The sequence below is a fragment of the Klebsiella sp. 10982 genome (assembly GCF_048589245.1).
GTDB lineage: Bacteria > Pseudomonadota > Gammaproteobacteria > Enterobacterales > Enterobacteriaceae > Klebsiella > Klebsiella quasivariicola.
The window spans coordinates 85,572-100,108 of sequence record NZ_JBMAXV010000001.1; the positions used below are offsets into that span (position 1 = coordinate 85,572).

Genomic DNA, 14,537 nt, shown 5'->3' on the forward strand with positions numbered 1-14,537 from the left:
TAAGAGAGGAGACAACCGCGCTTAACCCTCGTGCAACCCGCACTCGCGTTTAAGGCCAAAGAACCGGGTCTCTTCTTCTGCCATGCCTGGCTCCCATTTGCGGGTGGTGTGGGTATCGCCTACCGACAGATAGCCCTGATCCCACAGCGGATGGTACTTCAGCCCGTGTTTTTGCAGATACTGATACACCGTCCGGTTGTCCCAGTCGATGATCGGCAGCACCTTGAACACCCCGCGCTGGACCGCCAGCACCGGAAGCGTAGCCCGGCTGCCTGACTGCTCGCGGCGCAGACCGGCGAACCAGGTCTGGGTGTTGAGCTCTTTCAGCGCCCGGTTCATCGGCTCGACTTTGTTGATCTCATTGTATTTCTCAATGCCCTCAACGCCCTGCTCCCACAGCTTGCCGTAGCGCGCCTCCTGCCAGGCCGCGCTTTCCGCCGCGCGGTAGACTTTCAGGTTCAGTTTGAGCTTGTCCGTCAGCTCGTCAATAAACTGATAGGTTTCCGGAAACAGATAGCCGGTATCGGTGAGGATCACCGGAATATCCGGGCGCAGCTGGTTGACCAGGTGCAGACTCACCGCCGCCTGAATGCCAAAGCTGGAAGATAAAGCATACTCGCCAGGCAGATTTTCCAGTGCCCACGCGACGCGTTCTTCGGCGCTGAGCTTCTCCAGCGTCGCATTGGTCTCCGCCAGCGCCAGGATGCGTTCAACTTTCGGCAATGCATTAAGCGCGTTTAGATCGAGTACGGACATATGAACCTCGTTTGCCAGTTTTGCCGGGCGGCACTACGTTTGCCCGGCCTACGGGTTTTGTCGACCCGGTTAGCGAAGCGCCACCGGGCACCAGGATGTTATTCCCAGAAATCGCGGGCTGGGTCGAGCACCGGGCGAATGATGCCCGCACGCACCGTAAAGTCGCCGAAGCCTTCACCCGCTTCACGCTCTTTCGCCCAGCGCCCTACCAGTTCGTCCAGCGAGTCGAGAATTTCCGACTCGGTAATATTCTCACGGTACATCCGCGGGATGCGGGTGCCGCTGCGGTTACCGCCAAGGTGCAGGTTGTAGCGACCCGGCGCTTTGCCCACCAGCCCCACTTCCGCCAGCATCGCGCGGCCGCAGCCGTTCGGGCAGCCGGTGACGCGGGTGACGATATGCTCATCGCTCACGCCGTGCTTGCTCATTACCTCTTCCACTTTGTCGATAAACGACGGCAGGAAACGCTCGGCTTCCGCCATCGCCAGCGGGCAGGTCGGGAAGGAGACGCAGGCCATTGAGTTTTCACGCTGCGGGGTGACGGCATTCATCAGGCCATGATCCCGCGCCAGCTTCTCGATCCGCGCCTTCTGATCTTCCGGTACGCTGGCGACGATCAGGTTCTGGTTGGCGGTGATGCGGAATTCGCCTTGATGGATCTTAGCAATCTCCAGCAGGCCAGTCTTCAGCGGGCGGCCCGGATAATCGAGGATGCGGCCGTTTTCAATAAACAGCGTCAGGTGCCATTTATCATCAATGCCCTTCACCCAACCGATGCGGTCGCCGCGGCCGGTGAATTCGTACGGGCGGATTGGCTCAAACTTAATCCCTGCCCGACGCTCCACTTCCGCCTTGAAGGTTTCGACACCGACACGCTCAAGGGTGTACTTGGTTTTCGCATTCTTACGGTCGGTACGGTTGCCCCAGTCACGCTGAGTAGTCACGACCGCTTCTGCCACCGCCAGCGTATGCTCCAGCGGCAGATAACCAAATTCGCTCGCCGTGCGGGCGTAGGTTTTCTTGTTGCCGTGTTCGATAGAGAGGCCGCCGCCCACCAGCAGGTTAAAGCCCACCAGCTTGCCGTTTTCGGCGATCGCCACAAAGTTCATGTCGTTGGCGTGCAGATCGATATCGTTCTGCGGCGGGATCACCACCGTGGTTTTAAACTTACGCGGCAGATAGGTCTGACCGAGGATCGGCTCTTCGTCGGTAGTAGCGACCTTTTTCTGATCCAGCCAGATCTCGGCATAAGCGCGGGTACGCGGCAGCAGATGCTCGGAGATCTTTTTCGCCCACTCGTAGGCCTCAGCGTGCAGCTGCGATTCGTACGGGTTGGAGGTGCACAGCACGTTACGGTTCATATCGTTGGCGGTGGCCAGCGCGTCCAGCCCCACCGAGTGCAGCATCTGATGTACCGGCTTCACGTTCTTTTTCAGAATACCGTGGAACTGGAAGGTCTGCCGGTTAGTCAGGCGAATACTGCCGTAAATGGTGTTGTCCGCGGCAAACTTATCGATCGCCTTCCACTGGGTGGTGGTGATCACTCCGCCCGGCAGACGGCAGCGCAGCAGCATCGCATGACGCGGCTCCAGCTTCTGGGCGGCGCGCTCCGCGCGGATATCGCGATCGTCCTGCTGGTACATGCCGTGGAAACGGATCAGCAGGAAGTTGTCGCCTTTAAAACCGCCGGTCAGACCGTCGTTTAAATCTTCCGCAATGGTGCCGCGCAGGTAGTTGCTCTCAAGCTTCATGCGCTCGGCATCGGTCAGTTTACCTTCGACCACTAAAGGCCCCGGATGTTTTTCGCTCATTAGTAGACATCTCGCTGATAACGGCGCTCAACGCGCAGCTCACTTAAAAATTCGTCCGCCGCTTCGGCGTCCATCGCGCCGTATTCGGCAATCACTTCCAATAACGTATGCTCCACGTCTTTCGCCATACGATTGGCGTCGCCGCAGACATAAATGTGGGCGCCATCATTAATCCAGCGCCAGAGCTCGGCCCCCTGCTCGCGCAGTTTGTCCTGTACATAGACTTTTTGTTGTTGATCGCGGGACCAGGCCAGGTCAATACGGGTCAGCAGACCTTCCTTCACATAGCTCTGCCACTCTACCTGATAGAGGAAATCTTCAGTGAAGTGCGGGTTGCCGAAGAACAACCAGTTCTTGCCTTGCGCCCCGTCCGCTGCGCGCTGCTGCATAAAGGCGCGGAACGGCGCAATGCCGGTGCCCGGGCCAATCATGATCACCGGCGTCTCCGGGTTAGCCGGCAGACGGAAGTTGTCATTGTGTTCAATAAAGACGCGGACTTCGCCATCCTCTTCCACGCGATCGGCGAGGAAGCTGGAGGCGCCGCCAGCCCGGGCGCGGCCTTCTATTTCATAGCGCACCACGCCCACGGTGACATGCACTTCGCTCTCCACTTCCGCCTGTGAGGAGGCAATGGAGTACAGGCGCGGCGTCAGCGGACGCAGCAGACCGATTAACGCCTCGGCGTCCAGCTGTGCCGGCGAGAAACGGACCATATCGACGATCGGCGTCGCGGCGGCATACTGCTGCAGCTGAGCTTTATCGCCCACCAGCGGCAGCAGCGACTCGCTGCGGGTCAGGGTGGCGTAGTTTTCGACGATAGTCGCGGTGTTAACCGTCAGCTCAAAATGCCACTCCAGCGCTTCCGCCAGCGGCAGGGTTTTGCCATCAACGGTTACCGGCTCGTCACCTTTCAGCCACAGCAGCTCCACCAGCTCTTTGACCAGCTGAGGATCGTTCTGGTACCAGACGCCCAGCGCGTCGCCCGGCTGGTAGCGCAGACCGGAATCACCAAGGTCAATCTCGATATGGCGTACATCTTTTTCTGAATCACGGCCGGTGATTTTCTGGTTGACCGACAGGGTCGCCGTCAGGGGCGCTTCTTTGGTATATGGGCTGGTGTGAATATCATTCACTGCGCCGCTGGTGGCCAGCTGCGCAGGTGCCGCAACCGGCGCACGCGCCTTCAGCACCTCAACCACGCGCGCGCGCCATTCCGCGGCCGCGGCCTGATATTCAACGTCGGCGTCGACGCGATCGAGCAGGCGTTCCGCGCCGAGCTCGGCCAGCTTGTTGTCGAAATCTTTGCCGGACTGGCAGAAGAATTCATAAGAAGTATCGCCGAGGCCAAAGACGGCGAACGCGGTCCCGTCCAGTTTCGGCGCTTTTTTCGAGAACAGGAACTTATGCAATGCGACGGCTTCTTCCGGCGGCTCGCCTTCCCCCTGAGTGGAGGTCACCACCACCAGCAGTTTTTCAGCAGCAATTTGTTTGAATTTATAATCGCCTGCATTCACCAGCTTCACGTTCAGCTTCGCTGCCAGCAGATCGTCACGCAACGCTTCGGCGACGCGGCGGGCGTTACCGGTTTGCGAGGCGGAAATCAGCGTGATCGTCGGCACTTCGGCGGCCGGGGCGGAAGCGGCTACTGCCGCGCCGGACTGCTGATTCAGCACGCCCCAGAAATAACCAGACACCCAGGCGAGCTGAGTGGGCGTGAAGTCAGTGGTGGCCGCCTGTAGGCGCGCCAGTTGCTCCGGGTTGAGCGGCAGCAAATTGGAAGGTGGGGCCTGTGTCGTCATGCGTCGTTTGTTCCAGTAAGCAAAGCTGTTATTCGCACCCTGTCAGCGCGACAAAAACAGAAGAGAATAGAAGGTTAACGGCGGGCATAGTAACAATTAAAGAAGGGATGGAAATAATAAATAACCAAATGGACTAACCTGTTTTAGTTGTAGTTATTAACAACAAAATCGATTAAATAACCATATGAAATATAAGAAGTTAATTCTCATAACCCGGATAAATGTGTCCATTTTCTGTTCAGGGCCGTTTTAGTTAATGCGAAAAAATGTACTTTCCGGTACCCTACGGCGGTTTTTTCGTCCTGTTGAGAGTCAATGATGTCCACCACGCTGTTTAAAGATTTCACCTTCGAAGCCGCCCACCACCTGCCGCACGTCCCGCAGGGACACAAATGCGGTCGCCTGCATGGCCACTCCTTTATGGTGCGTCTGGAGATCACCGGTGAAGTCGATCCCCATACCGGGTGGATCATGGATTTCGCCGAGCTGAAAGCCGCGTTTAAACCGACCTACGATCGTTTAGACCACTATTACCTGAACGATATTCCAGGACTGGAGAACCCTACCAGCGAAGTGCTGGCCAAATGGATTTGGGATCAAATGAAACCGCAGGTGCCGCTGCTGAGCGCGGTGATGGTCAAAGAGACCTGCACCGCCGGCTGCGTCTATCGCGGCGAGTGATTAAAGCGTTTGTGTTGGCGGTCAATATTCCTTAAATAACGATATGTTAGCTTATGCGTTCTGGATATCTGGGACGCAAAATGGCAGACGATTTTGATATTATAATTATCGGTGCAGGAATAGCGGGCACCGCCTGTGCTTTACGCTGCGCGCGGGCCGGGCTTTCCGTTCTGCTGCTTGAACGCGGCGAACTTCCCGGCAGTAAAAATCTATCGGGAGGGCGGCTGTATTGCCATGCGCTCGCCGAACTCCTTCCTCATTTTCAACGCTCCGCACCGCTTGAACGCCGCATCACCCACGAAAGTCTGGCCCTGTTAACCGACCATGGCGCCACGATGTACTCCAGCCTGCAGCCCAACGGCGATTCCTGGAGTGTACTACGCGCCCGCTTTGACCCATGGTTTGTCAGCCAGGCCGAAGCCGAAGGCGTCCAGTGTATTACCGGCGCGACGGTGGAGGCGCTGCATCGTGAAAATAACCGTGTTTGCGGTGTGATTTGCGATAAAGACATCCTGCGCGCCCGCTACGTGGTGGTGGCTGAAGGGGCGAACAGCGTGCTGGCCGAGCGTGAGGGTTTACTTCCCCGTCCGTCCCCCTCCGCCATGGCGTTGGGCATTAAAGCGGTCCTGTCGCTGGAGCAAAAAACGCTGGAGGATCGCTTCCATCTTACGGATAACGAAGGTGCCGCGATGCTTTTCACCGGCGGCGTTTGCGGAGATCTCCCCGGCGGCGCATTCCTCTATACCAATCAGGATACCCTCTCATTCGGTATCGTTTGCCCGCTCGCGTCGCTGGGAAAAGGGCCCATCCCGGCCGCCGATCTGCTGGAACATCTCAAAGCACACCCGGCCCTGCGGCCACTGCTGCGCGGCAGTGAAACCCTGGAGTATGGCGCACATCTGGTGCCTGAAGGCGGCCTGCATAGCATGCCCGAACAGTATGCAGGAGAAGGCTGGCTGCTGGTTGGCGACGCCCTGCGTACCTGTATAAATACCGGTTTTACCGTGCGCGGCATGGATATGGCGCTAATCGGCGCGCAGTCGGCGGCGCAAACCTTGATTCGGGCCTGCCAGCAAAGCGCGCCGCAAGACTTGTTTCCACAGTATCGCCAGGAGATTGAGCGCAGTCTGCTGTGGGAGGTTCTTCAGCGCTACCAGCACATACCCGCGCTATTACAACGCCCCGGCTGGTATCGCCGTTGGCCGGCGTTGATGGCGGATATCTCCCGCGAACTGTGGCAACAGGGTGAGCGCCCCGTTCCACCCCTGCGCCAGGTAGTCTGGCGTCATCTTCGCCGTCACGGCCTGCGCCCTCTGGCAGGCGATCTGCTCAGGAGTTTACGATGTCTGTAGCCCGCAACGTCTGGCGCCCTGCCGACAGCGCACATATTGTTCCGTCCACATCGCCGAACGAGGAAATCGCTGAACTCCTCGTCAAAGCCTGCCCCGCCGGGCTCTTTACGCGAACAGCCGAAGGCGAGTTGCGTGTCGACTACCGCGGCTGTCTGGAGTGTGGCACCTGTCGACTGCTCTGTGATGAAGCAACGCTGAAAGAATGGCGCTATCCTGAGTCTGGATTTGGTATTACATTCCGCTTTGGGTAATAAAACGACGAAGGATACACCATGCCCCTGCTCCACCTGCTAAAACAAAATCCGGTTATTGCCGCCGTGAAAGATAACGCCAGCCTGCAATTAGCCATCGATTCCGAGTGCCAGTTTATCTCCGTGCTGTATGGCAATATCTGCACCATCAGCAACATCGTAAAAAAAATCAAAAATGCCGGTAAGTACGCGTTTATTCACGTCGACCTGCTGGAGGGAGCGTCCAATAAAGAGATCGTCATTCAGTTTTTAAAGCTGGTTACCGAAGCGGACGGCATCATCAGCACCAAAGCGCCGATGCTCAAAGCGGCCAGAGCGGAAGGGTTTTTCTGCATTCATCGCCTGTTTATCGTCGACTCCATCTCTTTTCACAATATTGACAAGCAGGTGGCGCAATCGAATCCAGACTGCGTTGAAATCCTTCCCGGCTGTATGCCGAAGGTACTGGGCTGGGTCACGGAGAAAATTCGCCAGCCGCTGATCGCCGGTGGGCTGGTCTGTGACGAAGAAGATGCGCGCAATGCAATGAACGCCGGCGTGGCGGCACTGTCGACCACCAACACCGCAGTCTGGAAATTAGCGAAGCAGCTTAGTTGAGCTATACAGCGTTCTGCCCGGTGGCGGCTAACGCCTTACCGGGCCTACAAATCGCCCCCCCCCCCCGCAGGCCGGCCGCCATCCGAAATTATGTCTCTGCACAGGCGACCAGCGCTTCAAGTACTGTCGGCCAGTCATCGACAATGCCGACATCCGCCTGGGCAAATACCGGTGCGCTGGCGTCACGATTAATCGCCACAATAAACCGGCTATCTCTGACTCCCGTCATCAGCGCCGCCGCGCCTGATGCTCCCGCCACGATGCAGACATCCGGCGCCAGCAGATGACCTGATATACCAATCAGACGTTCCACATCATAACCGCCATTCATCACTCGCGCGCGGCTATAGCCAACCTCCATCCCGAGACGTCGCGCCAGCGCCGCGATGCCGTCAGCATTGATATGCGGTTCCCCCTGCCCGACAACCAGCACCTGAGTTGCTGTCTGCAGAGGATGGCCGCCAGAATGTTCGAGGTTTTCAACGCTGGCCAGCCAGTCAGGCCGGGCTGCCGGTATGAGGAGGTAGCGTACCGGCAGTTTGTTCGGAAGAGCGGCGGAGATAGTAACCCTTGGCTGGCGCGCCAGGGACAGGCAAAGTGGCCTGGCCGCCACGTCCAGCGTCGCTATTAACGCATTCCCCCAATGCGACTTTGTGACCCAACCTTCCTGCGTATTCACTGACAGCACCTGACATACGCTCCCTCCCTGCAGACGCCAGGCCAGCCGTGTCGCCAGCTCATCACCGGCCATTCCCGGAGAAAACAGCAACATATCAACCGGTGTTTGCTGCCACTGGGTGGCCAGCGCAGCAAGGACCGGTTCAGCCACCGCCGGTTCGCCATCGATAATCCAGCACTCCAGCTCTGCCGCTGCGAGGTTGGCGCTCATCAGCCAGTGATACATCGCTGCGCTATCGCCGCTCGCCATTACCATTGCTATCTTCATGGCTGCATCCTCTCCCGCAGATAGTTCTCCCATAGCGCCCTCGCTTTCGCCTGCGCCGTTGCCCCGTCGATGATCACCGCATTGCGCCGCTGTTCAGGGCGGGTCAGACGCACGCACTTGATGGCCGGCGTCGCGTCTAAAGCCACCTCCTGGCGTACTATTTCCGCCTTTGCCGCCGCCAGACGCTGGCGCATACCGGGAACCGGCAGCGCGACGTCGCCACACTGCCTGACCGCGATCACCGCCGGTAACCGAACCCGACAGCGCCGGATACCCGATGTCGTCCGCTGCTCGACAACAACAAAAGGTGGCTCAAGAGTGAATCGTTCAACCTGAGTAAAACAAGGCCAGTTCAGCATTTCCGCCAGCAAAAACGGTGTCTGGCTATTCTGTCCTTCAGCACTCTGACAGCCGGTTACAATCAGTTCATGAGCGTATTGACGCTGCCAGTCGACAATGTGTCGGGCAATAAACGCCGGTGCAAAACGTAAATCCCCCGCGGCTTCCAGCAGAACCGGCTGCTCAAACCCTAACGCGGCAAAGTAGCGTAGCCAGTGCAGCGCGCGTTCATCGCCAATGCTTAATGCGGTCAACGTCATCTCACAGCCCGCATTACGCTGGGCCAGCAGCAGCGCGGCGGCGGCCTGCTCATCGGCACCGATGGCGCAGCGCAATAGCGAAACATCTGGCCCGCAGAGATCCTGCGTAGCGGCCTGCCAGTCCTTTTCCGCCAGCATGCCAGCGTCCGGCTCGGCTTTAAACGCCAATAGAATGTTCATTGGTACCTCCTTGTCTTTTATCTCCACTTCCGGCCGCCACCAGCGGCAGCGCTTTAGTCTCTGGCGCCCATAGCCAGGTCACCGTGAAGCCCATCAGTAATATGCCCGACAAAAGCAGTAGGGTGACGGTCATCCCCCACTGCGCAAGGATCCAGGGCAGCAGGCCAGTGCTGATCGCGGCGCCGAGACGGCTCATGGCAGTGGCAAATCCCACGCCCAGCGAACGAATGTCGGTGGGGAAGCTTTCCGCCGGTAAGATCCCCACCAGATTGCTGACGGCCGAAATCGTGGTGCTGAACAGAACAAAAAGCAGCAGCGTCCAGTGACTACCAGGAGGTAAGCAAGCCATCACGAGTAAAGTCGCCGCAAGCAGCAGAAAGCTGCCTAATAAGAAATGGCGATGGGCCAGCAGATGAGTTAAAACCAGGCCCAACAGCGCACCCACGATCAGTAGCGCGTTCAGCAGCAGGCTGGCGGTAAGCGCGTCTTCGAGGCCAATGGTCTCAGCGATAGTCGGAAGCCAGGTGTAAATAACAAACCAGGGAATGACCAGACAGACAAAAAAGATGCTATTAAATGCGGTGCGCCGCCAGTAGCGCGATGAGAACAGGGTGCTGATCTGTTTATTCGTTTCTTTTGTTACTTCATCACCCAATTGTACGTGCATACCAAAACAGCGATGCACCACGGCATGCGCTTCGGCAAACCTTCCCTGACGCATTAGCCAGCGCGGCGATTCAGGCGTTCCCCAGCGCAGCAGTGTGATCAGTAGCGCCGGCAAAGCCGACGAGGCCAGCAACCATCGCCAGGCATCCGGGTTTTCGCTAATAAAATGATGACCAGCCAGACTTGCCAGCACATAACCAACGGTCCACACCACGCTGAATGCGCCGAGCAAAATCCCTCTATGTCGGCGTGGTGCAAATTCAGCCAGCAGCGTGTGGCCCACGGAGTAATCGCCCCCCAGGCCAATCCCTATCAGTATGCGTAAGCCAATGAGCTGTTCGGGTGTGGTAGCGAAAAACTGCAGAAATGAAGCGACGGTAATCAACATAAAACTAAAATTGAAAATTTTCTGCCGACCAATGTGATCCGAAACCCAGCCCAGAATGAGGCTGCCGATAAAAAGCCCCAGCAGCGCCGCACCGCCAATCATGCCCGCCATTAACGGCGTCAGCTGCATGGCGGGGGTCAGTTGAATGATGGCGTAACCAATAACGCCGAGGACATAACCATCAACCAGATGCGCGCCGAAAGTCAGCGCGGCAATACGGCAGTGAAAACCGTTGAGCGGTAAATCATCCATTCGCACCGGTGAAGTGTTCATTTCTTCCCCTTCATGGTCCGGTAAAAGAGTGGCTTCCCAATTGAGAAGCCGCTTATACGCGTCATCCTTCACGCTGCCTCTTCGTTGGCTACGTTCATAAGCCCCAGTAACGTACTTTTGTACGATCCTGGAGACTTATTCACTTGCCGCCTTGATACAACGCGAATGATTTTGCGTATAACTAGCTACTTCTCAATCGGGTAAATCGTTCCGGTATTCATGATACCGTTGGGATCGAACTGCTTTTTGAGCCCTTCCAGCAGCGGCCACGCGCTACCGTGTTCCAGCTTGCTCCAGTGAACGCGATGTTTACCAATTCCGTGGTGATGTACCATGGAGCCGCCGAGGCGAATCGTCTCTTCGCAGATGATCTTGTTCAGCGGGTTGTGATACTTATCAATTTCCTCTTCCGGCTTGCACCCGACCACGTTGTAGTCATACACAAAGTACATGTTGGTACCATTGATATAGCTGTGAGAGGAGTGGCCGCCCAGCATGGTAATGTCGTCAGCGTGCGGGAATTCGCTACGAATACGGCGGATCACACTTTCATAGATTTCGTGGATGCAGCTCCAGCAGCCCGACACTTCTGTCGTAAAGCCCATATTGCCGGTTTTCAGGATCTGCACGCGCTCGGCGGCCACTTTTTCCGGGCCCCAGTTCAGGTGATTAAACCAGTTCTCGATCAGCTTGCTGTCCACGCGCTGGCATTGGGGGTAACGCGCCACGATTTCCGCAATACCCTCCCCGGTCGCTTTGGCGATCAGCGGATTGCCCTCCGCCATAAAGATCAGTACGCATTTGCCGTCGGCAAAATGCGTAAAGTGCTGAGTGCCATCTTCTGCATCATACAGACGGGCAATTGACGGACGATACCCTTCCACCATCACTTCACGCAGGATGTTGAACCCGACCTTCATGTCGTCGAGGATATAGCCGTAGAACAGGTTATTCTCCGGGGTATATTTAAAGATTTTCACTGTCACTTCAGTGATATAGCACAGTGCGCCTTCGTTGCCGATGATGATGTGGCGAATGTCCGGCCCGGCGGCACGACGCGGGACGTTTTTGATGCGGGTGACGGTACCATCCGCCAGCACGGCCTCAAGCCCTACAACCATGTCTTCAATTGCGCCATATAGCGTGGAGAATTGACCAATGCTGCGGGTGGCCACCAGCCCCCCCATTTGCGCCAGCGGTTTGGACTGCGGCGAATGCCCGGTGGTGTAACCTTTCGCCCGCAGCGCATTTTCCAGCACTTCCAGCGGTACGCCGCACTGCGCGGTTGCCTGCATGTTTTCAATATCGATATTCAGGATTTGATTCATCCCGGCACCGTCCAGCACCACGGAATTCTCAACCACGGTTTCCAGGCCACCTTCGGTTGCCGATGCGCCAGTGCGAGGAACCCCATTGATCTTATGCTGGTTCATAAACGCCAACACGTTAGAAACGTCTTCGGTGGAACCTAACTTAACGACCGCTGCAGGCAACGGCAAAGTAAAGACGCCATGAATATCAGCATATTTACGAAAGCGGTCGATGCTGTTTCGTTTTAAAACTGTTTCATCAGTAATAACGCGGTCAACACCGACAATTTCTTTTAACTGGTCAACAATTGCTTCACGGGATAAAGACATAGTCATTCCTTCCTGATAATTAATTCGGAATAATAAAAACAGAAACCACCGGTTATAAATTAACGCACCAGATAACCACCATCGACAACTAACAGATGACCGTTAACATAATTTGATGCCTGACTGGCTAAAAATATTGCAGCCCCCATTAAGTCCTGTGTATCACCCCAACGATTAGCCGGAATATGGTCCAGCACCCGCTGATTCGTCTCAGGATTACTGCGGGTCGCTAACGTAATATCCGTTGCGTAATACCCCGGAGCAATACCATTAACCTGAATATTATATTGCCCTAACTCATCGCAATAGGCTTTGGTGAAACCGGCAAGCGCATGTTTGGTTGCTGAATAAGCCGGAGACCATTGCCCGCCGAGAAATGAAAACAAAGAACAAATGTTAATAATCTTCCCGCTCTTTTGCGGGATCATAATTTTAGCTGCTTCATAACTGAGTTCGAAAGCTGCCGTCAGGTTAACATCAATCATCGGATCCCAGTCCGCACGACCGAAGTCCAGTACTTTATTCAGTTTACAAATCCCGGCGTTATTGACCAGAATATCCACCGTACCGAAACGCTCGCAGCAGGCAGCGATAATCTTTCCAGGCGCACCTTTTTCGGTGATATCCACCTGCATGAATTCAACCTCAACACCCTGCTTTTCAATGAGTTCCCTGGTTTCTCCGTTATCCTTAACAAAACTTGGGATAAATAAGTTGGCACCTGCTTTTGCCAGCGCCATTGCAAAGGCTTGCCCTAATCCACTATTCCCCCCGGTGACTATCGCCGTTTTACCTTGTAGTGAGAAGAAATTCATTGAGAATGCATCAAGAGATTCGATCGACATAGTTTGGCTCCAAATTCCTTTAGGCAAAAAAAAAGAAAGGCAACTTCCCCTGCGAGAGGGAAGTCACCTTTCTCATTGTCTCTGGTAACTGGAGTAATTTTTAGCATAGTGCTTAAGCCTCTAATGTGATCGCAATCACAGATGACTATTTCACATCACAAATGCGCTTAAAATTATGAATCGTGATTACTCTCACACTAAAATCCACGCCGCCATGCTATTTCTAATCTCAATTACTAGAGACCAGAGAAAAGTAATCCACCTGAACAAGGCGGTTTACTTTTCTCTTTTTTTCGTCTATACCCCAAATAATTCGAGTTGCAGGACGGCGGCAAGTTAACGAATCCCAATGAGCTTACTGTAGTAAGTGATTCGGGTGAGTAAACGCAGCCAACGCATCAGCAACGTGAAGTATCAAGGGTATATTTAAAATGAGATTACGATATGCAACAGACTTCATATCGCCGTTGGATAACCCTTGCCATTATTAGCTTTAGCGGTGGTGTCAGCTTTGATCTTGCCTATTTAAGATACATCTACCAGATTCCCATGGCTAAATTTATGGGATTCAGCAATACCGAAATTGGCTTAATTATGAGCACATTTGGCATTGCCGCCATTATTCTTTACGCGCCCAGCGGCGTTATTGCTGATAAATTTTCCCATCGCAAAATGATTACTTCGGCCATGGTTATTACCGGTCTTCTCGGTTTCTTAATGGCAACTTATCCGCCGCTGTGGGTCATGCTTTGCATTCAAGTCGCCTTCGCTATCACCACGATTCTGATGCTGTGGTCGGTGTCAATTAAAGCCGCTTCGCTACTTGGCGACCATAGCGAACAGGGAAAAATCATGGGCTGGATGGAAGGACTCCGCGGCGTGGGTGTGATGTCGTTGGCGGTATTTACCATGTGGATATTTTCCCGCTTCATCCCCGACGACAGTAATAGCCTGAAGGCGGTAATCATTATCTACAGCGTGGTTTATATTCTGTTGGGAATACTGTGCTGGTTCTTCGTCAGCGATGCCCCTCAGCACAGCGACGCCGCGAAAGAAGAGAAAAAAGCGTTTCAGCTAAGCGACATTCTCGCCGTCCTGCGCATCAGTACGACCTGGTACTGCAGCATGGTGATTTTTGGCGTCTTTACCATCTATGCCATCCTCAGCTACTCCACCAACTATCTGACCGAAATGTACGGTATGTCGCTGGTGGCCGCGAGCTATATGGGGATTGTCATTAATAAAATCTTCCGTGCCATCTGTGGCCCGCTGGGCGGCATTATCACGACGTATAGCAAAGTGAAATCACCAACCCGCGTCATTCAGCTGCTGTCTATCGTTGGGGTGTTGGCGCTTATCGCGCTGCTGGCGACCAACTCTCATCCGCAATCCGTCGCTATGGGGATCGGCCTGATCCTGCTGCTGGGCTTTACCTGCTACGCCTCGCGCGGGCTTTACTGGGCGTGCCCCGGCGAAGCAAGAACCCCTAACTACATTATGGGAACCACCGTTGGTATTTGCTCGGTCATTGGTTTTCTACCCGACGTCTTTGTCTATCCGATTGTTGGCCACTGGCAGGATACCCTCCCTGCCGAAGACGCCTATCGCAATATGTGGCTGATGGGCCTGGCCGCGCTGTGCATGGTGATCCTCTTTACCTTCCTGCTGTTCAGGAAAATACGCAGCGCCGATGCCGCACCAGAAAACAAAACCTCGCTGGCCGCGGAAACGACTGGCGAGTGATGGGTAAAAT

At 55.3% G+C, this 14,537-nt stretch carries 13 protein-coding genes; 5 read left to right on the forward strand and 8 right to left on the reverse strand.

The window, feature by feature from the left end; translation table 11 throughout:
* Positions 1-21 precede the first annotated feature (21 nt).
* The 3 genes from cysH to cysJ form a co-directional block, all read right to left on the reverse strand.
* Complete coding sequence (cysH, locus tag ACKLKD_RS00410; protein ID WP_080897103.1) at positions 22-756, reverse strand: phosphoadenosine phosphosulfate reductase; 735 nt, start codon at positions 754-756, stop codon at positions 22-24.
* Positions 757-854: 98 nt separating this feature from the next.
* Positions 855-2,567, reverse strand: a complete 1,713-nt coding sequence (gene cysI, locus ACKLKD_RS00415) for an assimilatory sulfite reductase (NADPH) hemoprotein subunit (RefSeq protein WP_087804587.1) — start codon at positions 2,565-2,567, stop codon at positions 855-857.
* Positions 2,567-4,366: an NADPH-dependent assimilatory sulfite reductase flavoprotein subunit gene (gene cysJ / locus ACKLKD_RS00420; protein ID WP_087804591.1), complete on the reverse strand. Its 1,800-nt coding sequence runs from the start codon at positions 4,364-4,366 to the stop codon at positions 2,567-2,569. Before cysJ ends, cysI begins: the two co-directional genes overlap by 1 nt.
* Positions 4,367-4,681: 315 nt before the next feature.
* On the opposite strand from cysJ, the gene queD reads away from it, so the two are divergent.
* From queD to ACKLKD_RS00440, 4 genes are all read left to right on the forward strand, one after another.
* Positions 4,682-5,047 (forward strand): 6-carboxytetrahydropterin synthase QueD, encoded by a 366-nt coding sequence (gene queD / locus ACKLKD_RS00425; RefSeq protein WP_165931770.1) that lies wholly within the window; start codon positions 4,682-4,684, stop codon positions 5,045-5,047.
* Positions 5,048-5,127: 80 nt separating this feature from the next.
* Entirely contained in the window at positions 5,128-6,399 is a 1,272-nt protein-coding gene (locus ACKLKD_RS00430) for an FAD-dependent oxidoreductase (RefSeq protein WP_087804593.1), read from the forward strand.
* Positions 6,390-6,650, forward strand: coding sequence for a ferredoxin (locus tag ACKLKD_RS00435; protein WP_025712840.1), 261 nt, complete (start codon positions 6,390-6,392; stop codon positions 6,648-6,650). The genes ACKLKD_RS00430 and ACKLKD_RS00435 overlap by 10 nt, the downstream gene beginning before the upstream one ends.
* Before the next feature lie 21 nt (positions 6,651-6,671).
* Positions 6,672-7,247 carry a glycerol-3-phosphate responsive antiterminator gene (locus ACKLKD_RS00440; protein WP_025712841.1) on the forward strand — a complete coding sequence of 192 codons (576 nt, stop codon included), beginning with the start codon at positions 6,672-6,674 and terminating at the stop codon, positions 7,245-7,247.
* A gap of 88 nt (positions 7,248-7,335) precedes the next feature.
* Here ACKLKD_RS00440 and ACKLKD_RS00445 read toward each other — a convergent pair whose 3' ends face one another.
* The 5 genes from ACKLKD_RS00445 to ACKLKD_RS00465 form a co-directional block, all read right to left on the reverse strand.
* Positions 7,336-8,193 carry an electron transfer flavoprotein subunit alpha/FixB family protein gene (locus ACKLKD_RS00445; RefSeq protein ID WP_087804596.1) on the reverse strand — a complete coding sequence of 286 codons (858 nt, stop codon included), beginning with the start codon at positions 8,191-8,193 and terminating at the stop codon, positions 7,336-7,338.
* Complete coding sequence (locus tag ACKLKD_RS00450) at positions 8,190-8,972, reverse strand: electron transfer flavoprotein subunit beta/FixA family protein (RefSeq protein WP_025712843.1); 783 nt, start codon at positions 8,970-8,972, stop codon at positions 8,190-8,192. The genes ACKLKD_RS00445 and ACKLKD_RS00450 overlap by 4 nt, the downstream gene beginning before the upstream one ends.
* Positions 8,950-10,371 carry an MFS transporter gene (locus ACKLKD_RS00455; protein WP_080897101.1) on the reverse strand — a complete coding sequence of 474 codons (1,422 nt, stop codon included), beginning with the start codon at positions 10,369-10,371 and terminating at the stop codon, positions 8,950-8,952. The genes ACKLKD_RS00450 and ACKLKD_RS00455 overlap by 23 nt, the downstream gene beginning before the upstream one ends.
* A gap of 113 nt (positions 10,372-10,484) precedes the next feature.
* Positions 10,485-11,939, reverse strand: a complete 1,455-nt coding sequence (locus tag ACKLKD_RS00460) for an FAD-binding oxidoreductase (protein WP_080897100.1) — start codon at positions 11,937-11,939, stop codon at positions 10,485-10,487.
* Between the two features lie 59 nt (positions 11,940-11,998).
* Positions 11,999-12,784 carry an SDR family oxidoreductase gene (locus ACKLKD_RS00465; RefSeq protein WP_025712846.1) on the reverse strand — a complete coding sequence of 262 codons (786 nt, stop codon included), beginning with the start codon at positions 12,782-12,784 and terminating at the stop codon, positions 11,999-12,001.
* A gap of 444 nt (positions 12,785-13,228) precedes the next feature.
* Between ACKLKD_RS00465 and ACKLKD_RS00470 the strand changes: the two genes are divergently transcribed.
* Positions 13,229-14,527, forward strand: coding sequence for an MFS transporter (locus ACKLKD_RS00470; protein WP_025712847.1), 1,299 nt, complete (start codon positions 13,229-13,231; stop codon positions 14,525-14,527).
* Positions 14,528-14,537 lie beyond the last annotated feature (10 nt).